Source organism: Citrobacter sp. Ce129 (assembly GCF_030334545.1).
GTDB classification, from domain to species: Bacteria; Pseudomonadota; Gammaproteobacteria; order Enterobacterales; family Enterobacteriaceae; genus Citrobacter; species Citrobacter europaeus.
Map to the genome: position 1 here is coordinate 129,128 of NZ_JAOWDS010000051.1, position 24,683 is coordinate 153,810.

24 protein-coding genes are annotated in these 24,683 nt (G+C 50.9%); 11 read left to right on the top strand and 13 right to left on the bottom strand.

Going from position 1 to position 24,683, the window contains the following annotated elements:
- Positions 1-46 precede the first annotated feature (46 nt).
- From cpoB to cydA, 11 genes are all read right to left on the bottom strand, one after another.
- The gene (cpoB, locus tag OGV77_RS02695; RefSeq protein ID WP_043015646.1) at positions 47-835 is read right to left on the bottom strand and encodes a cell division protein CpoB; all 789 of its coding nucleotides are present in this window, start codon (positions 833-835) and stop codon (positions 47-49) included.
- Positions 836-844: 9 nt separating this feature from the next.
- On the bottom strand, positions 845-1,363 hold the full coding sequence (pal, locus tag OGV77_RS02700; RefSeq protein WP_003022983.1) for a peptidoglycan-associated lipoprotein Pal: 519 nt from the start codon (positions 1,361-1,363) through the stop codon (positions 845-847).
- Positions 1,364-1,397: 34 nt separating this feature from the next.
- Positions 1,398-2,690, bottom strand: coding sequence for a Tol-Pal system beta propeller repeat protein TolB (tolB, locus tag OGV77_RS02705; protein WP_003022981.1), 1,293 nt, complete (start codon positions 2,688-2,690; stop codon positions 1,398-1,400).
- A gap of 128 nt (positions 2,691-2,818) precedes the next feature.
- Positions 2,819-4,075, bottom strand: a complete 1,257-nt coding sequence (tolA, locus tag OGV77_RS02710) for a cell envelope integrity protein TolA (protein WP_043015645.1) — start codon at positions 4,073-4,075, stop codon at positions 2,819-2,821.
- A 64-nt stretch (positions 4,076-4,139) separates the two neighbouring features.
- Positions 4,140-4,568 (bottom strand): colicin uptake protein TolR, encoded by a 429-nt coding sequence (tolR, locus tag OGV77_RS02715; protein ID WP_003022978.1) that lies wholly within the window; start codon positions 4,566-4,568, stop codon positions 4,140-4,142.
- Between the two features lie 3 nt (positions 4,569-4,571).
- A complete protein-coding gene (gene tolQ, locus OGV77_RS02720) occupies positions 4,572-5,264 on the bottom strand; it encodes a Tol-Pal system protein TolQ (RefSeq protein ID WP_003022976.1) in 693 nt (230 codons plus the stop codon).
- Entirely contained in the window at positions 5,261-5,665 is a 405-nt protein-coding gene (ybgC, locus tag OGV77_RS02725; RefSeq protein ID WP_003831439.1) for a tol-pal system-associated acyl-CoA thioesterase, read from the bottom strand. Before ybgC ends, tolQ begins: the two co-directional genes overlap by 4 nt.
- Before the next feature lie 275 nt (positions 5,666-5,940).
- Positions 5,941-6,234: a cyd operon protein YbgE gene (ybgE, locus tag OGV77_RS02730; protein WP_043015644.1), complete on the bottom strand. Its 294-nt coding sequence runs from the start codon at positions 6,232-6,234 to the stop codon at positions 5,941-5,943.
- Positions 6,234-6,347, bottom strand: a complete 114-nt coding sequence (gene cydX / locus OGV77_RS02735) for a cytochrome bd-I oxidase subunit CydX (protein ID WP_003022970.1) — start codon at positions 6,345-6,347, stop codon at positions 6,234-6,236. The genes ybgE and cydX overlap by 1 nt, the downstream gene beginning before the upstream one ends.
- A gap of 14 nt (positions 6,348-6,361) precedes the next feature.
- Complete coding sequence (gene cydB, locus OGV77_RS02740) at positions 6,362-7,501, bottom strand: cytochrome d ubiquinol oxidase subunit II (RefSeq protein WP_043015643.1); 1,140 nt, start codon at positions 7,499-7,501, stop codon at positions 6,362-6,364.
- Positions 7,502-7,516: 15 nt separating this feature from the next.
- Positions 7,517-9,085: a cytochrome ubiquinol oxidase subunit I gene (gene cydA, locus OGV77_RS02745; protein ID WP_003022965.1), complete on the bottom strand. Its 1,569-nt coding sequence runs from the start codon at positions 9,083-9,085 to the stop codon at positions 7,517-7,519.
- A 1,219-nt stretch (positions 9,086-10,304) separates the two neighbouring features.
- On the opposite strand from cydA, the gene glmS reads away from it, so the two are divergent.
- The 10 genes from glmS to cobO all read left to right on the top strand — a co-directional run bounded on the left by glmS (position 10,305) and on the right by cobO (position 21,493).
- Positions 10,305-10,754 carry a methylaspartate mutase subunit S gene (gene glmS, locus OGV77_RS02750; RefSeq protein WP_003022963.1) on the top strand — a complete coding sequence of 150 codons (450 nt, stop codon included), beginning with the start codon at positions 10,305-10,307 and terminating at the stop codon, positions 10,752-10,754.
- On the top strand, positions 10,754-12,142 hold the full coding sequence (gene glmL, locus OGV77_RS02755) for a methylaspartate mutase accessory protein GlmL (protein WP_043015642.1): 1,389 nt from the start codon (positions 10,754-10,756) through the stop codon (positions 12,140-12,142). The genes glmS and glmL overlap by 1 nt, the downstream gene beginning before the upstream one ends.
- A gap of 18 nt (positions 12,143-12,160) precedes the next feature.
- On the top strand, positions 12,161-13,606 hold the full coding sequence (locus OGV77_RS02760) for a methylaspartate mutase subunit E (protein ID WP_003022957.1): 1,446 nt from the start codon (positions 12,161-12,163) through the stop codon (positions 13,604-13,606).
- Positions 13,606-14,847 (top strand): methylaspartate ammonia-lyase, encoded by a 1,242-nt coding sequence (locus OGV77_RS02765; protein WP_043015641.1) that lies wholly within the window; start codon positions 13,606-13,608, stop codon positions 14,845-14,847. The genes OGV77_RS02760 and OGV77_RS02765 overlap by 1 nt, the downstream gene beginning before the upstream one ends.
- A gap of 3 nt (positions 14,848-14,850) precedes the next feature.
- Positions 14,851-16,221, top strand: coding sequence for an acyclic terpene utilization AtuA family protein (locus OGV77_RS02770; protein ID WP_087051539.1), 1,371 nt, complete (start codon positions 14,851-14,853; stop codon positions 16,219-16,221).
- On the top strand, positions 16,218-16,535 hold the full coding sequence (locus OGV77_RS02775) for a DUF4387 domain-containing protein (protein WP_043015639.1): 318 nt from the start codon (positions 16,218-16,220) through the stop codon (positions 16,533-16,535). The genes OGV77_RS02770 and OGV77_RS02775 overlap by 4 nt, the downstream gene beginning before the upstream one ends.
- A 168-nt stretch (positions 16,536-16,703) precedes the next feature.
- Complete coding sequence (locus OGV77_RS02780; protein ID WP_016152302.1) at positions 16,704-18,008, top strand: dicarboxylate/amino acid:cation symporter; 1,305 nt, start codon at positions 16,704-16,706, stop codon at positions 18,006-18,008.
- A 125-nt stretch (positions 18,009-18,133) separates the two neighbouring features.
- Positions 18,134-19,135 (top strand): glutaminase A, encoded by a 1,002-nt coding sequence (glsA, locus tag OGV77_RS02785; RefSeq protein ID WP_075144968.1) that lies wholly within the window; start codon positions 18,134-18,136, stop codon positions 19,133-19,135.
- A 93-nt stretch (positions 19,136-19,228) separates the two neighbouring features.
- Positions 19,229-20,881, top strand: coding sequence for a class I fumarate hydratase (locus OGV77_RS02790; RefSeq protein WP_043015637.1), 1,653 nt, complete (start codon positions 19,229-19,231; stop codon positions 20,879-20,881).
- Positions 20,882-20,890: 9 nt separating this feature from the next.
- On the top strand, positions 20,891-21,493 hold the full coding sequence (gene cobO / locus OGV77_RS02795) for a cob(I)yrinic acid a,c-diamide adenosyltransferase (protein WP_043015636.1): 603 nt from the start codon (positions 20,891-20,893) through the stop codon (positions 21,491-21,493).
- 73 nt (positions 21,494-21,566) lie between these two features.
- Here cobO and OGV77_RS02800 read toward each other — a convergent pair whose 3' ends face one another.
- Complete coding sequence (locus OGV77_RS02800) at positions 21,567-22,469, bottom strand: LysR family transcriptional regulator (protein ID WP_043015635.1); 903 nt, start codon at positions 22,467-22,469, stop codon at positions 21,567-21,569.
- A 405-nt stretch (positions 22,470-22,874) separates the two neighbouring features.
- Here OGV77_RS02800 and cobA point away from each other — a divergent pair, with 405 nt between their 5' ends.
- On the top strand, positions 22,875-23,663 hold the full coding sequence (cobA, locus tag OGV77_RS02805) for a uroporphyrinogen-III C-methyltransferase (RefSeq protein WP_075144969.1): 789 nt from the start codon (positions 22,875-22,877) through the stop codon (positions 23,661-23,663).
- Here cobA and OGV77_RS02810 read toward each other — a convergent pair.
- Positions 23,642-24,535 carry a PocR ligand-binding domain-containing protein gene (locus tag OGV77_RS02810; RefSeq protein WP_087051541.1) on the bottom strand — a complete coding sequence of 298 codons (894 nt, stop codon included), beginning with the start codon at positions 24,533-24,535 and terminating at the stop codon, positions 23,642-23,644. The genes cobA and OGV77_RS02810 overlap by 22 nt on opposite strands.
- Positions 24,536-24,683: the final 148 nt, after the last annotated feature.

Genomic DNA, 24,683 nt, shown 5'->3' on the forward strand with positions numbered 1-24,683 from the left:
CACGACACGACCAGAAATAACACGATTTCTGGTCGCATGGTGGTCATTACATCGCGCCAAGGCGTTTTTGCGCTTGTTTCGCGCCATCAGTGCCAGGATATTTAGTGATAACCTGCTGATAAACCGCTTTAGCTTTTGCTGTGTCACCTTTGTCCTGCATGATAACGCCGACTTTATACATCGCGTCTGCAGCCTTAGGTGATTTTGGGAAGTTTTTAACTACCGAAGCAAAATAGAACGCAGCATCATCCTTTTTACCCTTGTTGTAATTCAACTGACCCAGCCAGTAATTCGCATTTGGCAGGTAAGTAGAGTCTGGGTACTTTTTGATGAAGTTCTGGAATGCTTCAATCGCGTCATCCTGGCGGGATTTATCCTGTACCAGGGCAATTGCTGCATTGTAATCGGTATTCGCATCGCCAGTTTGCACGGGAGCCCCTGACGTTGCCGCAGCTCCCGCATCAGGTGTAGGAGTTACCGCCCCACTCTGATCGCCACTCGTAGACTGTGCCGCAGGCGCACTACCGCTGCCAAGATTATTCATCTGCAGCAATATTTGCTTCTGGCGCTCAACAACCTGATTCAGTTGATACTGATTTTCCTGAATTTGACCACGCAGGGAATCAATATCGGACTGATTATCGGAGAGTTGTTGCTGGAGTTGGGTTAAAAGCTGACTGTGAGCGTTAGAAATACGCTCGAGTTGAGTGACACGGTCTTCGACCGAGCCAGAGCCGACACTACTGATTGGCGCCTGTGCAAAAGCGGCCCAGGGGGCCGCTATGCCAACCAGTAACGACAGACTCAACAGATGATGTCTGAAGTTACTGCTCATGCAATTCTCTTAGTAAACCAGTACGGCGCGACGGTTTTTGGCGTAAGCCGCTTCGTCATGACCCAGTACTGCAGGTTTTTCTTTACCGTAAGAAACGATGGAGATCTGGTCAGCAGAAACGCCTTTACCCTGCAGGTACATCTTAACGGCGTTCGCACGACGCTCACCCAGGGAGATGTTGTACTCAGGCGTACCACGTTCGTCCGCATGACCTTCTACGGTGACTTTGTAAGACGGGTTGCTACGCAGGAAGTTAGCGTGAGCATCCAGCATTGCAGCGAAGTCAGAACGGATATCGTACTTGTCCAGATCGAAGTAAACGATGTTGTTCTGCTGCAGCTGTTGCATCTGAAGACGCGCTTGCTCTTCAGAAGACATGTTGCCGCTGCCGTTTGCATCCATACCAGTGCCGGCACCCAGCATGCCTTCGCTGCCGTCATTGCTGGCGTTCTTGTTAGAAGAACACGCTGCAATAGCCATAACAGGCAGAGCAATCATCAGCCCTTTCAGCACTTTGTTCAGTTGCATTTCAATGATTCCTTTATTAATCAATTATTTATTATCACAGATACGGCGACCAGGCAGGGAATTTAACCTGACCATCAGTTGCCGGAAGACGCGCTTTGAAACGCCCATCTGTAGAAACCAAATTCAGCACGGATCCCATCCCCTGAGAAGAGCTGTAGATTACCATAGTGCCGTTAGGTGCCAGACTTGGCGTTTCATCCAGGAACGTTGACGACAGGACTTGTACGCCACCCGCTACCAGATCTTGTTTGGCAATGTGCTGCTGACCATTGGCAGAGCTTACCATTACCATAAACTTACCGTCGCTGCTCACATCTGCATCCTGGTTTTGCGAACCTTCCCAGGTAATACGCTGCGGAGCACCGCCGTTGACGTTAACTTTATATACCTGCGGACGACCGGCCTGGTCAGAGGTAAAGGCCAGGTTTTGGCTGTCCGGGAACCAGGTAGGTTCCGTGTTGTTACTACGACCATCCGTAACCTGACGGATCTGACCGGAACCAATGTCCATAACATACAGGTTCAGGCTACCGGTTTTAGACAGGGCAAACGCCAGTTTGCTGCCATCCGGAGAAAACGCAGGTGCACCGTTGTGACGTGGGAACGACGCTACCTGACGAACCGCGCCATTAGACAACGTCTGAATAACCAGTGCAGAACGACCGCTTTCGAAAGTGACGTATGCCAGTTTTGAACCGTCCGGAGACCACGCCGGTGACATCAGCGGTTGCGGAGAACGGTGTACCACGAACTGGTTGTAACCATCGTAGTCAGACACACGTAATTCGTACGGGAACTGACCGCCGTTAGTCTGAACAACATAAGCGATACGGGTACGGAATGCACCTTTAATACCGGTCAGTTTTTCAAACACTTCGTCACTGGCAGTATGGCCCGCATAACGCAGCCACTGCTTGTTCACTTTATAAGTATTCTGCGCCAGTACGGTACCCGGCGCGCCACCGGTATCTACCAGTTGATAAGCGACGCTGTAGGAACCATCCGGATTCGGTGTAACCTGACCGACGACCACGGCATCAATACCCAGCGCAGACCATGCGGCAGGTTGAACTTCCTGCGCGGTACCCGGCTGCTGAGGCAGACGAGAGCGGTCTAACGGATTAAATTTACCGCTGTTACGCAGGTCAGCGCCTACGATGCCACCGATATCTTCAGGTGCAGCACCCGGCCCTGCCCACTGGAAGGGGACAACACCAATTGGGCGTGCCGAGTCCACCCCCTGGGTGATCTCGATACGTACTTCTGCGTGCAGCACCGCTGCCCACAGCATCAGAAAACCAAATGCTACTCGTAATGCCTGCTTCATCATATCTCCCTTATCTGGACGGAAAGCCCACGATAATTTAGCAGAATGTTAACAAACTCAAATACACAAAACTACCAGAACTCTGTCTCAACCTTAGACCGTTTCCCCTGAATTCTCAGGGGGTGTTATTACAGTTTAAAGTCCAGTTTGGCATCTTTTACTTTTTCATAAACAGCCTGACTAGGCGGTTTAGGAATTCTGGCTGTTTTCGCAGCCGTCAGCGCAGCCTGGCACAATGCCGGATCTCCGCCCTCTTCGGTCACATCCAGTAACAGACCATCGGGTGCTAACTTGATATGTAATACGCAAGATTTACCTGCATACAAATCGGCACCATACAGACGACTCTGGATCGCATTACGAATTTGAGATGCGTAAGCACTGATATCAGCGCCAGATGCACCGCCATTAGCACCACTTGTACCACTATCTTTCGCCGGTTGACCGCTTCCTTTCGCTCCACCACCCGATTTCGGTGCATTCTTACCGGAGCTTAGGTCACCCAACAAGTCGTCAACGCCAGAGGCTGCTGCGGCTTTTTCGGCCGCAGCCTTTTTCGCAGCAGCCGCTTTATCAGCCGCAGCTTTCTTATCGGCAGCGGCTTTCTCGGCTGCAGCTTTTTTATCTGCAGCTGCTTTTTCAGCCGCGGCTTTCTTATCAGCCGCCGCTTTTTCAGCAGCGGCAGCTTTCGCGGCGGCGGCTTTTTCTGCTTTCTCAGCGGCAGCTTTCTCGGCTGCAGCTTGCTTAGCGGCCTCAGCCTGCGCTTTCTTCGCAGCGTCTGCTGCTGCCTTAGCAGCTTGTGCTTCTGCAGCTTTCTTCGCATCAGCGGCGGCTTTAGCAGCTTCAGCCTCAGCTTTTTTCTGTGCGTCCGCAGCGGCTTTCTTCGCAGCATCTGCCGCTTGTTTCGCCTGAGCATCAGCTTTGGCCTTCGCATCTGCAGCAGCCTTCGCCGCAGCTTCTTCAGCCTGTTTCTGTTGCTCTTGCGCTTTCGCGGCGGCGGCTTCGGCCTGCTTTTGCTGTTCCGCCTGTTCGCGCACTTTTTCCTGCGCGGCTAAACGTTCTTTTTCCAGCTGCTTCAGTCGCTCTTGCTCAGCCGCCTGCTTCTCGCGAAGTTCCTCAGCTTGCTGCTGCGCCTGTTTTTCACGCTGTTCTTCTGCACGTTTCGCACTTGCCTGCTGCTGCTGCTGCCTGTCGTACTGTTGCACAACGGCGCCAGGATCGACCATAACGGCGTCGATGGACGAACCGCCACCGCCGCCAGCTGAAGCATCAATGTGCTCATCGAACGAACTCCAGATCAGTACTGCAAATAAAATGACATGCAGCACCGCTGAAATAATTATCGCCCTTTTGAGCTTGTCGTTTTGTTCGGTTGCCTTTGACACTCTCGGTTCCCAAAAAACTGTTCGCCTGTTACGCGCTATCTTTCAAGCCAGCAAAACGCGGTCATCAGATTGGCTGCGTCATCAAGCCAACCGATTTTACGCCTGCACTGTGTAACAAGTTCAGCGCTTTAATTATTTCATCATAAGGCACGTCTTTCGCACCACCGATTAAAAAGACCGTTTTCGGATTGGTCTGCAGGCGGCTTTTCGCTTCCGCGATAACCTGCTCCGGCGGCAGTTGATCCATCCTGTCTTTCTCAACGACCACGCTGTATTGCCCAATACCGGAAACCTCAATAATGACCGGCGGTTCGTCGTTACTGCTGACGGCTTGCGATTCGGTCGCATCCGGCAGGTCGACTTCCACACTCTGCGTAATGATCGGCGCGGTTGCCATAAAGATCAGCAACAGCACCAGCAGTACGTCGAGCAGCGGTACAATATTGATTTCGGACTTGAGTTCGCGACGACCTCGTCCACGCGTTCTGGCCATGGCTTACCCCTTGTTGCTCTCGCTAACGGTAAACGCCTGGCGGTGCAGAATCGCGGTGAACTCTTCCATAAAGTTGTCGTAATTCAGTTCCAGCTTGTTCACGCGCTGATTCAGTCGGTTGTAAGCCATAACCGCCGGGATTGCCGCAAACAGACCGATAGCCGTGGCGATCAACGCTTCCGCGATACCCGGCGCGACCATTTGCAGCGTGGCCTGTTTTACCGCGCCCAGCGCGATAAATGCGTGCATGATCCCCCAAACGGTACCGAACAGACCGATATACGGGCTGATGGAGCCGACGGTGCCGAGGAATGGAATATGCGTTTCCAGCGTTTCCAGTTCACGGTTCATCGAGATACGCATCGCACGGGATGCCCCTTCAACGACCGCTTCCGGCGCGTGGCTATTCGCCCGATGCAGACGCGCAAACTCTTTGAATCCGCTATAGAAAATTTGCTCTGAGCCCGCCAGATTATCACGACGCCCCTGGCTTTCCTGATACAGACGCGACAATTCAATACCAGACCAGAACTTGTCTTCAAATGCTTCGGCTTCACGTGAAGCAGCATTAAGAATACGGGTCCGCTGGATAATAATGGCCCAGGATGCGATTGAGAAACCAATCAAAATCAACATGATAAGTTTAACCAGAAGGCTTGCCTTCAGGAACAAATCAAGGATATTCATGTCAGTCACTGCTTAAACTCCGCGACAATAGACTTGGGAAGCGCACGAGGCTTCATTTTGAGTGGATCAACGCAAACGATCAGAACTTCGGCTTCATTCAGCACGGTATTCTCTGCGTTGACAATGCGTTGCGTGAAAACCAATGAGGTGCCACGCATTGACGTAATTTCGGTTTGAACTTCGAGCATATCGTCGAGCCGGGCAGGCGCAAAATACTCGAGGGTCATCTTGCGCACCACAAAGGCTACACGTTCGGCCAACAGGACCTGCTGACTGAAGTGATGATGACGCAGCATCTCTGTACGAGCTCTTTCATAAAAAGCGACGTAGCTGGCGTGGTAAACCACCCCACCGGCATCGGTATCTTCATAGTAGACACGAACCGGCCATCGAAACATATACTTATTCATTCCTACTGCCTCTTTGTTGGCTTCGCCCACTCACACCAGTTGCTTACCCTGGTAAGCGCCTGGTGACTCGCGTTCTTGCCGCCGCGATGCATCAAGAATGTCGTTGTATATCGCGCTGTCTTCACTGTACATCCCGGTAATGCAACAAAAGGTTAGTGCTTTCAAACTTCGCTACTATACGCGCGGGAATGGTGCTTTGGAATGGGGGAAAGTAAACGGAGAGTAAAAAATTATGGGCTTATGCAAGCCCATAAATATTTAAGGATGTTTCTTATTCAAAAGAAGAAGAAAAACAGTCCAACAATGAGGACGATATCCGCGATCAGCGGGCAGAAGATACCCTGCCAGTGTACGGCACGAGGACGGAAGCCAACGCCGTGAATAATGCCTGCGCAGACCGCCCACATCAGCAGGAAACCATGCCAGATTTCAAGCTCACTGGTTTTGGCCGCAAAACGTGACGGATCCCAGAATATGCAGCCAGCCAACACGATTGCCAGCACAAAGGAAAGCGCCCGCAGGGGGCGCTTGTCCATCGCGTTGTATACCATCGCGATAATGTTGGTCATCAGCTATCTTCTTGTCCGGCTTTGCCTGATTCAACGTGCTCAAGCGCCAGCGCTGTGATTATCCCAAATGCACAGGCAAGAAGCGTTCCCAAAATCCATGCGAAATACCACATTTTAAGCTCCTTACTTAGTACAGAGAGTGGGTGTTGCTTTCAATATCTTCTTTAGTGATGCGACCGAACATCTTCCAGTAGCACCAGCCGGTGTACAACAGAATGATCGGTACAAACACCGCCGCGACCCAGGTCATCAGGTTCAATGTAAGCTGGCTGGAGGTGGCATCCCACATAGTCAGGCTTGCGTTCATCATGGTGCTGGATGGCATCACAAACGGGAACATTGCGATACCGGCAGTCAGGATGATGCAGGCTAACGTCAGTGAGGAGAAGACGAACGCCCATGCCCCTTTCTCCATACGAGAAGTCAGGATAGTCAACAGCGGCAGAACGACGCCCAGTGCAGGAACCAGCCACAGAATAGGTGCATTGTTAAAGTTCACCATCCATGCGCCAGCCTCGCGAGCCACTTCTTTGGTCAGCGGGTTAGAGGCGGCATGGTGATCCAGTGCGGAGGTCACAACATAACCGTCAATACCGTAAATCACCCATACACCGGCCAGCGCGAAGCAGACCAGAGTCACCAGTGCCGCAACCTGCGAAGTTGCACGTGCACGCAGATGCAGCTCACCTACCGTACGCATCTGCAGATAGGTCGCGCCCTGGGTGATGATCATCCCAACACTCACGACACCCGCCAGCAGACCAAACGGATTCAGCAACTGGAAGAAGTTACCGGTGTAGTACAGACGCATGTAGTCGTCTACGTGGAACGGAACCCCTTGCAGCAGGTTGCCGAATGCCACGCCAATAACCAGCGGTGGAACGAAGCTACCAATGAAGATGCCCCAGTCCCACATGTTGCGCCAGCGCATGTCTTCAATCTTGGAGCGGTAATCAAAACCGACCGGACGGAAGAACAACGACGCCAGTACCAGAATCATCGCCACATAGAAGCCGGAGAACGCAGCGGCATACACCATCGGCCAGGCTGCGAACAGTGCGCCGCCTGCGGTGATGAGCCAAACCTGGTTACCGTCCCAGTGTGGGGCGATGGAGTTAATCATAATTCGACGCTCGGTATCATTACGACCGAGGAAACGGGTGAGCATGCCCACCCCCATGTCGAAGCCATCAGTGACCGCGAAACCAATCAGCAGAATGCCAACCAGCAGCCACCAGATAAAACGCAATACTTCATAATCGATCATTTGACGACTCCTGTCTTAGCGTGCCGGCTGAGAAGTCACAGTGGACTGCTCGTAGTGATAACGACCGGTTTTCAGGCTACTCGGCCCAAGGCGTGCGAACTTGAACATCAGATACAGTTCAGCCACCAGGAACAGGGTATACAGGCCGCAAATCAACAGCATCGAGAAGATGAGGTCGCCAGCGGTCAGCGAAGAGTTCGCTACGGCTGTTGGTAACACTTCACCAATCGCCCACGGTTGACGACCGTACTCTGCGACAAACCAACCGGATTCGATCGCAATCCACGGCAGAGGAATCGCATACAGCGCAGTGCGCAGCAGCCATTTTTTCTCACCGATACGGTTACGAAGTACGGTCCAGAAGGACACAGCGATGATTGCCAGCATCAGAATGCCGCATGCCACCATGATACGGAATGCGAAGTACAGCGGCGCAACGCGAGGAATAGAATCTTTCGTTGCCTGCTGAATTTGCGCTTCGGTCGCGTCGGTGACGTTATCCGTATAGCGTTTCAGCAGCAGACCATAACCCAGGTCTTTCTTCATGCTGTTGAACTGATCGCGAACGGCCTGATCGGTCGTACCAGCACGCAGCTCTTCCAGCAGTTGATACGCTTTCATCCCGTTACGGATGCGCTCTTCGTGCTGCACCATCAGATCTTTCAGACCAATGACCGGTGTATCAACAGAGCGGGTGGCAATGATGCCCAGCGCATAAGGAATTTGAATCGCAAAATGGTTTTCCTGCGCATCCTGGTCCGGAATACCGAACAGCGTAAAGGAAGCCGGTGCAGGCTGAGTTTCCCATTCTGCTTCAATCGCAGCGAGTTTGGTTTTCTGCACGTCGCCCATTTCGTAACCGGATTCATCACCCAGAACGATAACAGACAGAATTGCAGCCATGCCAAAGCTGGCGGCGATGGCAAAAGAACGTTTAGCGAACGCGAAGTCACGACCGCGCAGCATATAGTAGGAGCTGATCCCCAGAACGAACATCGCGCCACAGACATAACCAGATGCCACAGTGTGAACAAATTTCACCTGTGCAACCGGGTTGAGCACCAGTTCAGAGAAGCTCAGCATCTCCATACGCATGGTTTCGAAATTGAAATCCGCGGCGATTGGGTTTTGCATCCAGCCGTTCGCAACCAGAATCCACAGCGCGGACAGGTTAGAACCCAGAGCTACCAGCCAGGTGACGCACATATGCTGGACTTTACCCAAACGGTCCCAGCCGAAGAAGAACAGACCTACAAAGGTGGATTCGAGGAAGAAGGCCATCAAACCTTCGATCGCCAGCGGCGCACCGAAAATATCCCCTACATAGTGGGAGTAGTAGGACCAGTTAGTCCCGAACTGGAACTCCATGGTCAGACCGGTTGCCACACCCAGAGCGAAGTTGATACCAAACAACTTGCCCCAGAACTTGGTCATATCTTTATAAATCTGTTTGCCGGAAAGGACGTAGACCGTTTCCATGATGGCCAGCAAGAACGCCATACCGAGCGTCAGTGGCACAAACAGGAAGTGGTACATCGCGGTCAAGGCAAACTGTAAGCGCGACAGTTCGACTATATCTAACATCATGACTCCTTGCTCATCGCATGAAGACTCCGAGAGTGAACCCCGTTAGAAAGGGTCACACGCATGCCCCAATACAAATTTATCTGCTTCCCCCCGCCGCTGCCCTTTCCTCTCATTTGAAGAAAGGACAATGATGAAAGGTTACAAACATGTTAATAAAACACTCAAATTGATCCCGCAATTATATTACGCCGTAAAATCCTTACAATAAACAGGTTTTTAACGAGGTAAATTTGCATTTTTCGATAGTGATCAATTTATAGCTAATTTACCACCTTCAGACCAATTTGATCTGAAGCAATTTAACCTCTTTTGATGTCGTTTACCAAGTTTTAAACATTGATTTAAATCAATTTTCAAATTTAATGTTAATAGTGTTTAGCAGTAAGATGACTAGTGAACATCATGTTAACAACATGTTTTTCAATGAGTAATTGCCGTTACTACAAATGATAGGTTATTTATTTAAATCTACACGATCTTTTAACTCGCCTGGCTGACAAAATTGTCCGCAGATAAAGAGTCACTATTGCTGGGTAGCTCACAGTTTTTTGTTTAGCAAGTCATGGATTTGTTATTTCATACAAATTGTTCATTTAAATTTTACTTATAATTAACACCAAGATGTAACTATCTCAAATTGAAGCGAAAGCGTCGCTCATTGACAGACGCATTGCGTTTGGCCTTCTCCCGCAGAGCGCAGCCGTTCCGCTTAAATCATCACTTAAAGTTATCATTCACCTCTCTTCTTCTCTTATATGGCAATGTTTAAATATGCCACAAACAATTCATTATCATTTTTATCCTAAATTTAACAAAAAATAATTATGACATATAAGATTAAAAAATAAAAAACCGTTATCCCGTTCACAAGTTATTTAGTAAATGTGATTTTTTAAATTATTAAAAATGGTGCATAAACGAGGCGCGCAACAAAATAAGATTTCGATCACAAACATGGCAAGTTATTTATTACCCAATTTCCTAACAAATTAAAAATCATCGCAAAAACAAATCATAAGACACTGATAGTAAAGTAATTTTATAAAAAAAATAATATAACAATCATTTTGCGCAGGATATTTTGAAAATAGATCAATTGCTTCCTTTTCCGCTTCCACAGAAACTCCAACCCTATTAAGAGGTTGCCACAATCCATGTTCTAAATATTAGAAAACAATTTTCACTTATTGACCATCAGCCCTACAGAGGATTACCCATGAAGAAATCTACACTTGTTATTGGCGTCATCGGTGCTGACTGCCATGCAGTAGGTAATAAAGTTCTGGATCGCGTTTTTACAGCTCATGATTTTCACGTAATCAACCTCGGGGTGATGGTGAGCCAGGATGAATATATTGATGCCGCGATTGAAACAGGCGCCGATGCCATCGTGGTGTCCTCTATCTACGGTCACGGCGACATTGACTGCCTCGGGTTACGTGAGCGCTGCATAGAACGTGGCCTCGGCGACATTCTGCTGTACGTCGGCGGCAACCTGGTCGTCGGTAAACATGACTTCGCTGATGTGGAAGTGAAGTTTAAAGAGATGGGATTTAACCGCGTCTTCGCACCAAGCCATGACCTGGAAGATGTCTGCGCGCTTATCACTAATGATATTCACCAACACAATGGCCTTGAGCAGCGTTGCCTGGAAGAGGCTATCTGATGCAAACAGTTTCTGTCGATATCGGCTCGACATGGACCAAGGCTGCCCTCTTCGCCCATGAAGGCGAAGAATTAACCCTGGTAAACCATGTCCTGACCCCAACCACCACACATCATCTGGCAGACGGTTTTTTTGCCAGCCTGAATCAGGTGCTGAACGTTGCCGATGCTCGCCCGTTACTGAAAAGTGGTGAAGTGCAGTTGAAATACTCTTCTTCGGCCAAAGGTGGACTCGCCGTTGCAGCAATGGGGCTGGTGCCTTCCATTACGCTGGAATCGGCCAAAGTTACCGCCCATTCGGCAGGAGCGAAAATCGCGCAATATTATTCGTACAAGCTCAACCGTCATGACATTCAGGAGCTGGAATCTTCCCCCCCAGACATTCTGCTGTTTACCGGCGGTACAGACGGTGGCGAAGAAAGCTATGGCCTGGCGAATGCGCACGCGCTGGCAGGCTCAAAGCTTGATTGCGCCATTATCTACGCCGGAAACCGGGACATTCAGGACGAAATACAAACGATTCTCGGACATAAGGATCTGACCACGGTAGACAACATTCTGCCAGACCTCGATCACCCGAATCCGTTTGCCGCGCGCCAGGCGATTTGCGATGTGTTCTTGTCACGCATTGTCAAAGGCAAAGGTCTGGACGTCATTGTCGGCGAAACAGGCGAAGAGCCAATGCCGACGCCATGGACGGTATATGAGTTAGTTAAAGCCATTAGCGATTACGACAGCGCATGGAAGGAATTCATGCTGATTGATATGGGCGGAGCCACCACGGATGTCTATTCGGCCAGCGCGAATACCCTCTCCCCCGATACCGTCCTGCATGGTGTTCCTGAACCGTTCGTTAAACGTACCGTTGAAGGCGACCTGGGAATGCGCGTTTCCGCCGTCGTGGTGGGAGAAAGCACGCAGGAAATGGTGAAAGTCATCTTCGCCCAACAACCGCAGCGCGAGGAAGCGTTTTACCGCTACCTGCGTCACCTGGTTGGGCAACCGGATTACCTGCCACTCAGCGAGGAGGAGAAATATTTCGACACCCTGCTGGCAGGTTTGTGCGTGGGCTATGCCGCTGAGCGCCACGCGGGCACTAAAAAGCAGGTTTGCACCTGCGTGGGTAACGTGGATTTACAGATGGGTCGCGATCTCACCACCGTACGCAAAGTCGTCGGTTCAGGGGGATGGCTCTCTCGCGCCAGCCAGTTCGATATCCATAACTGGCTCAAATACCGTGAGCTGGACGACCAGGGCAAAAGAATTCTGTTACCGAATCAGTTTGAGTATTACCGCGATTCAAATGGCCTGCTCCCGCTACTGGCAAACGTCGCCAGGCTGTACCCGCAAGCCGCTGCTCGCACCAGCATTCAGTGTTTAACCCTATAAAACTTAAGGCAGCTACGAATGGAACTTCGAAATAAAAAATTGACCCATGACGAATTCATGACCGAAAGGCATCAGGTGTTGCAAACCTGGGAAACCGGCAAAGACGTTGAGAACTTCGAAGATGGCGTGAAGTACCAGCAATCAATTCCAGATAAAAAGCGCTTTTCCCTTGCCTTGCTGAAGGCCGATCAGGAAGGAAAAACCCTGAGCCAGCCGCGCGCAGGCGTAGCATTAATGGATGAGCATATTGCGCTGCTCAAAACACTGCAGGAAGAGTGCGACCTCCTGCCGAGCACAATCGATGCCTATACCCGTCTGAACCGCTATGAAGAAGCCGCTGTCGGGATCCAGAAATCTATCGAAGCAGGTACTTCCAAACTGAATGGTTTACCGGTCGTCAATCACGGGGTTGCTGCCTGCCGCCGGATGACTGAATCGCTGGAAAAACCGATCCAGGTTCGCCACGGTACGCCGGATGCGCGCCTGCTGGCAGAAATCGCAATGGCCAGTGGCTTTACCAGCTACGAAGGCGGCGGTATCTCCTACAACATCCCTTACGCTAAACGCGTCACCCTGGAAAAATCCATCCGCGACTGGCAGTACTGCGACCGCCTGATGGGCCTGTATGAAGAGAACGGCATTCGCATCAACCGTGAACCGTTTGGCCCGCTGACCGGCACTCTGATCCCGCCGTTTATGTCCCATTCGGTGGCCATTATCGAAGGTCTTCTGGCGCTGGAACAAGGCGTGAAGTCAATTACCGTCGGCTACGGCCAGGTCGGCAGCCTGACGCAGGATATCGCCGCTATTCAGGCGCTGCGCGAACTGTCTCACGAATACTTCCATAACCACGGCTTCGACGATTACGAACTGAGCACCGTTTTCCACCAGTGGATGGGCGGATTCCCGGAAGATGAAGCGAAAGCCTTCTCCGTTATCGCCTGGGGCGCAGCGGTTGCAGGTATGTCGGGCGCTACAAAAGTGATCACCAAAAGCCCGCACGAAGCGTTCGGTATCCCAACGGCAGCAGCTAACGCTCAGGGCCTGAAAGCGTCACGCCAGATGCTCAACATGGTCAGCGACCAGAAATTCCCGCAGTGCGCTGCCGTGGAACAGGAAGTAGATCTGATTAAGAGCGAAGTCCGCGCGGTACTGAAAAAAGTCTTCGAGCTGGGCAATGGCGACATTGCGCGCGGCACGGTGCTGGCCTTTGAAGCTGGCGTGCTGGATGTACCTTTCGCTCCTGCCGCCTGTAACGCCGGTAAGATCCTGCCTGTTCGCGATAACACAGGCGCAATCCGTATTCTTGAAGCCGGTGCCGTTCCGCTGCCGAAAGATATTCTCGCCCTGCACCACGACTATGTCGCAGAGCGCGCACATTTTGAAGGCCGCAAGCCTTCTTTCCAGATGGTCATTGATGACATCAACGCCGTATCCCACAGTAAATTAATAGGAAGACCATAATGAAAATCAAAAAGGCCCTTTTCACCGCTGGCTACTCCTCATTTTATTTTGACGATCAGCAGGCCATCAAAAATGGCGCCGGTCATGACGGGTTTATCTATACCGGCGATCCGGTAACGCCTGGATTTACCTCTGTTCGTCAGGCGGGTGAATGCGTTTCCGTGCAGCTGATTCTGGAAAATGGCGCGGTAGCGGTGGGCGATTGCGCAGCGGTGCAATATTCAGGCGCAGGCGGTCGTGACCCGCTGTTCCTGGCTGAAAACTTTATTCCGTTCCTCAACGATCACATCAAACCGCTGCTGGAAGGCCGTGACGTTGATGCGTTCCTGCCAAACGCCCGTTTCTTTGACCAACTGCGTATTGACGGTCATCTGCTGCATACCGCCGTCCGCTATGGTTTGTCTCAGGCGCTGCTCGACGCTGCGGCGCTGGCTACCGGTCGTCTGAAAACTGAAGTGGTTTGCGATGAATGGCAACTGCCGTGCGTGCCGGAAGCCATTCCATTATTTGGTCAGAGCGGCGACGACCGTTATATCGCCGTTGATAAGATGATCCTTAAAGGTGTGGACGTCCTGCCGCATGCGCTGATCAACAACGTGGAAGAGAAGCTGGGCTTTAAAGGCGAAAAACTGCGTGAGTATGTACGTTGGTTATCCGACCGCATCTTAAGCCTGCGCACCAGCGAACGTTATCACCCGACGCTGCACATTGATGTGTACGGCACGATCGGTCTGATCTTCGATATGGATCCGGTGCGCTGCGCTGAATACATCGCCAGCCTGGAAGTCGAAGCCCAGGGTCTGCCGCTGTATATCGAAGGTCCGGTTGATGCCGGTAACAAGCCGGATCAGATCCGCATGTTGACCGCCATCACCAAAGAGCTGACTCGTCTGGGTTCCGGCGTGAAAATTGTCGCCGACGAATGGTGTAACACCTATCAGGATATCGTGGACTTTACCGATGCGGGCAGCTGCCACATGGTACAGATCAAGACTCCAGATCTTGGCGGCATTCATAACATTGTTGATGCAGTGCTGTACTGCAACAAACACGCCATGGAAGCCTATCAGGGCGGTACCTGTAACGAAACGGAAATCAGTGCCCGCACCTGCGTACACGTGGCACTTGCCGCGCGTCCAATGCGCATGCTGGTTAAACCGGGTATGGGTTTCGATGAAGGTCTCAACATCGTGTTTAACGAGATGAATCGCACCATCGCGTTGTTGCAAACTAAGGATTAAGAGATGGCACGCACATTTAAGATCTTATCGCCTACGGCTATCCTGGGTTATGGCTTCCCGGAAGAAAGTTTTCGTAAAGCCATGGAAGAGTCACCGGATCTTATTGCTGTTGACGCAGGTTCCTCCGATCCAGGCCCCCACTACCTGGGGGCAGGTAAACCCTTTACCGACCGGGCCGGCGTGAAACGCGATCTGCGCTATATGATTGTGGCGGGCGTTAAGAACAACATCCCTGTCGTGATCGGCACCGCCGGTGGTTCTGGCGCAGCTCCGCATCTGGAGTGGTGTCGCCAGATAATCCATGAGATCGCACAGGAAGAAAAACTGACCTTCTCAATGGCGCTGATCCCGTCTGATGTCGACAAAGAAATCGTCCATCAGGCACTGGATAACGGCAAGATTACTGCGCTCGATTTTGTGCCTGAATTAACTCACGAGGCAATTGAAGAGAGCACCTACATTGTCGCGCAGATGGGCGTCGAGCCTTTTCAGCGTGCGCTAGAAGCTGGCGCGCAGGTGGTCCTGGGCGGACGCGCCTACGATCCCGCCTGCTTCGCCGCGCTGCCGATAATGCAGGGCTTTGATGAAGGTCTGGCGCTTCATTGCGGTAAGATCCTTGAGTGTGCTGCCATTGCTGCCACCCCAGGCTCTGGCTCAGATTGTGCGATGGGGATCATTGACGACAACGGCTTTACGCTGAAGGCGTTCAATCCCAAGCGTAAGTTCACAGAAACGTCCGCGGCGGCGCACACGCTGTATGAGAAGTCCGATCCGTACTTCCTGCCAGGACCAGGCGGCGTACTAAACCTGAAAGCGTGCACCTTTACCCAGGTTAACGAGGGTGAGGTGTATGTCAGCGGTTCACGTCATGAAGAAACACCGTATGCATTGAAACTGGAAGGCGCGCGTCAGGTTGGCTTCCGCTGCCTGACCATCGCCGGAACGCGCGACCCGATTATGATTGCCGGGATTGACACCATTCTCGAAGAGGTACAGGCAAGCGTTGCGCGTAACCTCTCACTGAATAACGACAGTATCCGCATGACGTTCCACCTGTATGGTAAGAACGGCGTGATGGGCAACCATGAACCAATGAAAACCGCCGGTCATGAACTGGGGATTTTACTGGATGTCGTTGCGCCGACGCAGGATATCGCCAACAGCGTTTGCTCGCTGGTGCGCTCTACCCTGCTGCATTACGGCTATGAAAATCGTATTGCGACTGCGGGCAACCTCGCCTTCCCGTTCTCGCCATCTGATATTCAAAGTGGACCGGTGTATGAGTTCTCGATCTATCACCTGATTGAAGCGAGCGATGCGCTGCGTTTTGATTTCCACATTGAACAGGTGACGCCAGAAGGAGTTCAGGCATGAAACACTCAATTTGTTCACTGGCGCAGGTTATTCGCTCCAAAAACGCCGGACCGTACGAACTGGTTTTAGATATTTTATTTAAAACCAGGGAAGACTATCAGCGGGTAAAAGCCTGCGAGCAATTAACGCCGCAGCTGATTGCCGGTTTATATAACGTTGAACCAGACTTTATTCATAATATCGTGTGGTTCGATCCGGCGAATGCCGTAAAAATAGTCATGCCGCGCGATATTATTTCCGGCAACGTTGGTGACAATGATGTTTATGGTGCGCAGCAACACGCCCCATTATTAAGTATTGAGTTCGACTTGTAACAAAAAACACAATAACAACCATTGGAGCACAGAATTCAGCGGTATCACAGTGCTTCGAATTATTCATGCGGTTGGTCACAACAGGCGTGCGTCTGAGCTGCTGTCCAGGCTCAGGCGCGCACCACCCTACACAATTCCAATTACCAGCCTTTATCCGATGGAGTACACATGAAGAAAATAAGTTTAACGAAGATGATCATATTAGGCCTGATACTCGGCATGATTGCCGGGGTGGCCATAAATAATATGGCCGCGGCTGAAACAGCAAAATCCTATGCAGCAGATATTTCCATTTTCACCACTATATTTTTACGCATGGTGAAAATGATTATCGCGCCATTGGTTATTTCAACTCTGGTTGTTGGTATTGCCAAAATGGGCGATGCCAAAACGCTGGGACGTATATTTTCGAAAACCTTCTTCCTGTTTATTTGCGCCTCTCTGGTGTCAATTGCACTGGGTCTGGTTATCGTTAATATTTTCCAGCCAGGCGCTGGCATCAACTTTGTTCCGCATGACGTCGGAGCTGTTGCCGCCGTTAAATCAGAGCCGTTTACGCTGAAAGTGTTCATCTCGCACGCAGTGCCGACCAGTATTGTCGACGCAATGGCGCGTAACGAAATTCTGCAGATCGTGGTGTTCTCAATTTTCCTCGGTTGCAGCCTGGCCGCAATTGGTGAAAAAGCCGAACCGATTGTGAAGGTTCTGGATTCACTGGTGCACGTCATGCTGAAACTGACTGGCTACGTCATGCTGTTTGCGCCACTGACCGTTTTTGCCGCTATTTCAGGTCTGATTGCCGAACGTGGTCTGGGCGTGATGGTCAGCGCCGGGATCTTTATGGGTGAGTTCTACCTGACGCTGGGTATGCTGTGGGCGATCCTGATTGGCCTGTCAACTATGATAGTCGGGCCTTGCATCGCACGTTTAACGAAATCAATCCTCGAGCCGGCGCTGCTGGCCTTTACGACCTCCAGTTCTGAAGCCGCCTTCCCGGGCACGCTGGACAAGCTGGAAAAATTCGGTGTTTCTTCAAAAATCGCCAGCTTCGTTCTGCCTATCGGTTACTCCTTTAACCTGGTCGGATCCATGGCGTACTGCTCCTTTGCTACCGTCTTTATTGCCCAGGCGTGCAACATCGAACTGAGCATGGGCGAGCAAATTACCATGCTGTTAATCCTGATGCTGACCTCTAAAGGGATGGCGGGCGTACCGCGTGCATCCATGGTGGTTATCGCCGCAACCCTGAATCAGTTCAATATCCCGGAAGCCGGTCTGATCCTGCTGATGGGCGTCGATCCGTTCCTCGATATGGGTCGTTCCGCCACCAACGTCATGAGTAACGCAATGGGTGCTGCCATCGTGGGCCGTTGGGAAGGTGAACACTTCGGCCAGGGTTGCCGTGGAACAGCGCCAGTGAAGACCCCGGAGCAGGAACGCCCGGTTACCGAAACAGAAGTCGCTTTGTCCTGATACTACGTTAATGCCGGATGGCGCTTGCGCTTATCCGGCCTACATAACGTTTAACTATCCGTAGGCCGGATAAGGCGGTACGCCGCCATCCGGCACCAAGATGAGCACACCAACAGGAAAGCACCATGACTAAAACTCTTCTCGGCGTGAGTATTTTTTCCTTCAGCGTTTTGTTTAGCGCAACGACTCTCGCGCAAACCACGCCGGATTACGCAAAGCTTATCGACCAGGCACATCAAAAATATAAAAGTAACAACGATGGTAAAGTCGCCGACTACATCCCTGCCCTGGCGACCTACAGCCCGAATAATTTTGCCATCACCATTGCCACGGTGGACGGCAAGATCTATCAGGTTGGCGATGTTAACAAACCCTTCCCAATGGAATCCCTGAGTAAAGTCTTCACCATGGCGCTCGCCATGGAACAGCACGGTCCTCAGGTCGTGCTGGATAAACTCGGGGCCAATGCCACCGGCATGCCTTTCAACTCCGGTTTAGCGGTTGAGCTAACCAAAGGCGCGCCAGAGAACCCGCTGGTTAACGCCGGGGCGATGAGCGCCGTAAGCCTGATTGAAGCCAAAGACAAAACCGATCGCTGGAACAAAATCCTCGACAACCTGAACGTCTGGGCCGATGCCAAACTCACGGTTAACGAGCCGGTTTTCCAATCCGAGATGGAAACCAACCAGCACAATCAGGCGCTGGCGAAGCTGATGGAATCCTATAACAGCTTCTATGGCAACACTGACGAAGCCGTCGAAATTTATACCCGCCAGTGCTCGGTAGATATCACCGTTGAGCAACTGGCCAAAATGGGTGCTGTACTGGCGAACAAAGGCAAATCTCCATTCAACGGCAAGCAGTTGTTGAATGAAAAATATGTTCCACAGGTGCTGGCAGAAATGGCGATTGCCGGACTGTACGACGGCAGCGGTAAATGGCTGTACACCGTTGGCATCCCGGCGAAAAGCGGCGTCGGCGGCGGAATGGTGGCCATTGTCCCGGGGGAATATGCGATTGCCGTCTATTCTCCGCCGCTGGATGAAGCCGGTAACAGCGTTCGCGCCCAGAAAACAATCGAATACGTTGCTGAAGCGACGCAGGCCAATGTCTTTTTAGCAAAATAACTTGATGCCGGATGACGCTTCGCTTATCCGGCCTACGAGTAGCGCATTTATTTACGCCGTGATGCGGCAAAAATGAAGAGGTGAGAAGTAAACATGTCTAAACCATTTGTCTGGCAGGAACTCTTTGTTCAGAGTAAAGATAATACAGAATATGAATTACTGAGTAACCAGCACGTAACGGTCTCGGAGTTAGACGGAGAGGAAGTGATTAAGGTTGCGCCAGAAGCGTTAACCTTATTAGCACAGCAGGCGTTTTATGAGGCTTCATTTTTCCTGCGCGCCGGACATTTAAAACAAATTGCCAGCATTCTGCACGACCCTCAGGCCAGCAGTAACGATAAGTACGTCGCATTACAACTGCTCCGCAATGCTGAAGTTTCGGCCAAAGGCGTCCTGCCCAACTGTCAGGATACCGGGACAGCAACCATTGTGGCCTGCAAAGGACAACATGTCTGGACTGGCGGCGATGACGCAGAAGCATTAAGCAAAGGCGTGTACACCACCTTCATCGAAAACAACCTGCGTTATTCGCAAAATGCCCCGCTGGACATGTATACCGAGGTCAATACCCAGACTAACCTGCCGGCACAAATCGACATTAGCGCCACGCCGGGCAACGAATACCGTTTCCTGTTCGTCAACAAAGGCGGTGGCTCTGCCAACAAAGCGGCGCTGTACCAGGAAACAAAATCCATTCTGCAGCCGGAAAAACTCACCGCGTTTCTGATCGAAAAAATGAAATCACTGGGCACAGCCGCCTGCCCGCCGTATCACATCGCTTTCGTCGTTGGCGGCTTGTCCGCCGACCAGGCGCTCAAGGTTGCCAAACTGGCTTCAACCAAATATTACGATAACCTGCCCACCAGCGGCAACGAACTGGGTCAGGCATTCCGCGATACAGCACTGGAAGCCGAGCTGCTCAATGCCAGCCGTGAATTTGGCATCGGCGCGCAGTTTGGCGGCAAATACTTTGCCCACGATATCCGGGTTATTCGCCTGCCACGTCACGGCGGATCCTGCCCTATCGCGATGGCCCTCTCCTGCTCAGCCGACCGCAACATCAAGGCCAAAATTAACAAACACGGAATCTGGCTGGAGAAACTCGAGCATAATCCGGGCAAATTCATTCCTGATTCACAGCGAGTAGAAAACGGTGCCCAGACCGTACAACTGGATCTGAATCGTCCGCTGCGCGAGATCCTGCATGATCTCTCCACCCTGCCAATAGGCACGCGTTTGTCGTTAAGCGGCCCGATTGTTGTCGCTCGCGATATCGCCCACGCTAACATCAAAGCGCGACTGGATAACGGCGAACCGATGCCGGAATACATGAAAAAGCATATCGTTTATTACGCAGGTCCCGCCAAAACCCCGGAAAATCAGGCCTGTGGCTCAATGGGTCCCACCACCGGCGGGCGTATGGATGGGTATGTCGATGCTTTCCAGGCGCAAGGCGGCAGCCTCATTATGCTCACCAAGGGTAACCGCAGCCAGCAGGTCACTGATGCCTGCCACAAACACGGTGGATTTAGCCTCGGCAGCATTGGCGGTGCCGCAGCCCTGCTGGCTCAGCAGTACGTGAAAAGCCTGCAGTGCCTTGAGTATCCAGAGCTGGGAATGGAAGCGGTGTGGATGATGGAAGTTAAAAATATGCCTGCCTTCGTATTGGTGGATGACAAAGGCAATAATTTCTTTAGCCAGTTTGAACAGCAGCATCGCTGCGCAACCTGTCCGGCAGGACATTAAGGAGTCATCATGGAAGCGCGAGCCAATAATGACAGGCACCGCCAGCGTCAGCAGAAACTGAAAGAACAAGTTGATACCCGCGTGGCGGCGGCAACGGAGAAAAAAGGGATCCTGATTGTCTTCACTGGCAACGGTAAAGGCAAATCCACCGCAGCCTTTGGCACAGCAACACGCGCGGTTGGTCACGGAAAAACCGTTGGCATCGCGCAGTTTATTAAGGGCCAGTGGGATAATGGCGAGTACAACACGCTGCAACCTCTCGGCGTCGAATTTCATATTATGGGCACCGGATTTACCTGGGAAACCCAAAATCGGCAAGCGGATATTGAGGCGGCGACGGTAGTCTGGCAGGAAAGTAAGCGCATGCTGGCTGATGCGCAGTACGATCTGGTGGTGCTGGATGAGCTCACCTACATGCTGGCTTACCACTATCTGGATACCCAGGAGGTCATCAGCGCTATCGAAAATCGCCCTGCGGAGCAAAGCGTTATCGTTACCGGGCGCGGATGCCATGCGCTGTTGCTGGAGCTGGCCGATACGGTCAGTGAAATTCGCCCGGTCAAGCACGCGTTTGACAGTGGAATTCAGGCACAGGTTGGGATCGACTGGTAGTTGTTCTTTTGCCGGAGACGATGCTAAGGCATCTTATCCGGCCTACCAATCTTGTAGGCCTGATAAGCCACCATCAGGCAGCCGATACCACGGATTTATTCAACAGCCAGTCGCGGAAGATCTGTAAATGCGCGGACTCCGATTTCTCTTCACGCCACGTCATGATGAAACGGTTCCCGGTGCGCATCGGAACATCGCAAGGAATGACCATATCACCACTATCCAGATCGTGCTGAATGGCAAAACGGGGAAGCAGCGCAACCCCAAGATTAGAACGGACCGCCGCAATCAGCATCGACAACAGATCAAATCTCGGGCCTTTATTGACCAGCGGGCTGCTGACGTCGGACAGCGCAAACCATTCCTGCCAGCCTTTGATTCGTGTGCTCTGGTGCAAGAGCGGGTATTCGTTCAGCAGCTCTTCAACAGCCAGTTTCCGTTCCGGTTCGGCCAGCAGACAGCGGCTGCATACCGGCAGAATTTCCTCTTCAAACAGATACTCAACCCCTGACCACGGCGAGTAGAAGTCTTCGCGCATAATTGCCGCGTCATACTCACGATTGAGAAAATCACCCTTATTCGCCAGCGAATGGATGTTTACGATAATATCTGGATTGAGTTTGTTAAACTCGCGCAGGTTTGGGATCAGCCAGTGCGTACTGAACGTCGGATTCACCGCCAGCTCAATAACCTGTACGGTCGGCTGCCAGGTCATTATTGTGGTCGTATCGCGCTCGAGCTTATTTAACGTTTCCTTAACGATATTTAAATAATGTTTGCCGGCCGCATTTAAAAAAATACGTTTTTTCGCATGATTAAATAGCGCGGTATTAAGAAAATCCTCCAGCGCATTCACCTGGCGGAAAACAGCACTTTGTGTTAAAGCCAACTCTTCGGCTGCCCGGGTATAACTTTCGTGACGCGCAACCACTTCAAAAGTTACCAGCAACTCCGTCTTGGGTATTTTTCCTCTCATAACCTCTTCCATATGCAGCGTACAAAAATAGTTTAATAAATAAAAAATAATTCAAGACACCCAGATAAGCATCGAGAGTTATATTTTATTTTATCCATTGATGTCATTGATCCAATCCATGATTTACTCACACTGATGGCGGATAAATATTAACCAATAATACTCAAGCACAACAATAAACACAATTTAAATAAGGTTAAACCTAAGTAAATAGTGCCAATAAGTTCTTAATAATTTTTCAAGTCATCTTGTTTATTGCAGAAAAAACTTTGCGAGATTAATCAATATTATCCATGCGATAATTCTGGATAATTTCACGTTATAACTTACGGGCAAACGACTGCTTTTAATCATTCCTTGATGTAGTTTCTGCCACTTTTTGATAGACGTGATAAAGGACACACTGTGAAAACTTTCGGAAAGGTCTGGCTCGTTGGAGCAGGTCCCGGTGATATTTCATTACTGACTCTCAAAGCGATGATGTGCATTAAACAGGCTGACGTCATTATTTACGATCGGCTGGTCAATCCTAAAATTTTGGAATGGGCATTACCTGATTGCCTGCTCGTGAATGTCGGCAAAAACCCAGGCTTCCATTGTGTTCCCCAGGATGAAATCAATGCCCTGCTGGTCCAGTATGCCCACACACATCACAACATCGTGCGCCTCAAAGGTGGTGATCCCTATGTTTTTGGCCGTGGGGCTGAAGAGGTAGAGGACCTGGTTGAGACTGGCATCCCTTTCGAAGTCGTACCGGGTATTAGTTCTACTATTGGTGGCCTGACCTATGCCGGGATCCCAGTGACACATCGCGATTTTGCCTCCGGCTTTCACGTGGTAACGGGTCATACACGGGAAGGCAATCAGCAGCAGGACTGGCGTCAACTGGCGAAGCTTAACGGTACGTTGGTCATCGTCATGGGTATCGCCAATCTGGCGTTTATCTGTGAAGAGCTGTTGATGGGTGGGAAATCAGCAGACACGCCCGCCGCGCTAATTATGTCCGCGACCCGAGAAAATCAACGCCGCCTGACCTGTACGCTCGGTTCATTACTGAGTAAAGCTCAGGAAGCGAACATCCTTCCACCGGCGCTGATTGTCATCGGTGATGTAGTGACCCTGAGCGATCGGCTCTCTTTTATACCTGAAGCCATCACACTGCCAGAAAACCTTTACTGCGAAAGTCTGGCGTGACGAAAAGACTGGGGCGACGTTTGATGCGCCGCCCGAAAAACGCGGCAAAAGTAGCTGGTTTGTGCGTATTGCAGTTTCCGCGCAATACTGTCTATAGAATGAACCGGATCGTGTAATAACTCCCCCGCTTTTTGCATTCTTTTCTGACTTACCCAGGTTTTAAAATTAACGCCCTGGCGTTTCTTGAAAAACCGGCTGAAATAGTTTGCGCTTAAGCAAACATGAGCAGCGACGGCCTCCAAAGACAATTCACCATACAGATTTTCATCAATGTAACGCAGCGCCGCCATAAGTTTTTTCTCGTGACGCGAAGGTTCAGTAAAATAATGACGAGCGTAACGGGTTGGCGGAACTGAAATCTCCTCAGTAATCAACTGTTCTTTCTCAAAATTATCAACAATAAAACTTAACAAATTTGCTGCTGCCGCCAGCGCATTATTATCCACTACCGCAGACTGGCCCCACTTAGCTTTAAGCATGGGGTTATCAACCCATGAGAATTTATTATCAATAACGATAGCTTTATATTCCTGGAACTTTACCCGCACCTGCCCGCAGATAATAAAACCGTAAAGATGCCCCTCTCGAATTAAAGGCATCGAGAACAGGCTTAGTCCCGCATGACAGGTGAGTATTCTGGGTTTAAGCTGTTTTAATGCCTCAAAAGCACAATACTTGTCGCATTTTTGGCAACCCGCTCGATAGCGTTCATCCGCACGCATTAATGAGCAAAACGAATTAAAATTATGACACTTAGACACCGCCTTACCATTAATATCAACGACGACCGTAGCTAACCCGGTTGCACGGGAGAAGAGTTCTGCGATAGAGAAAAAACGTTGTAAATAGTCATCCTGGATTTTCAGCGGCACGTTATCCTCCGGCATTAACAATATTTAAGCCGCTAATATGCAAAATTTAGTCTCAAGAAAGAATGATGCTCACCGCAAAAAATAATCTCATTTATGCAGATGATTATGATCAATTGGCAAGAGAATTATGCGACCACGATAATACTCC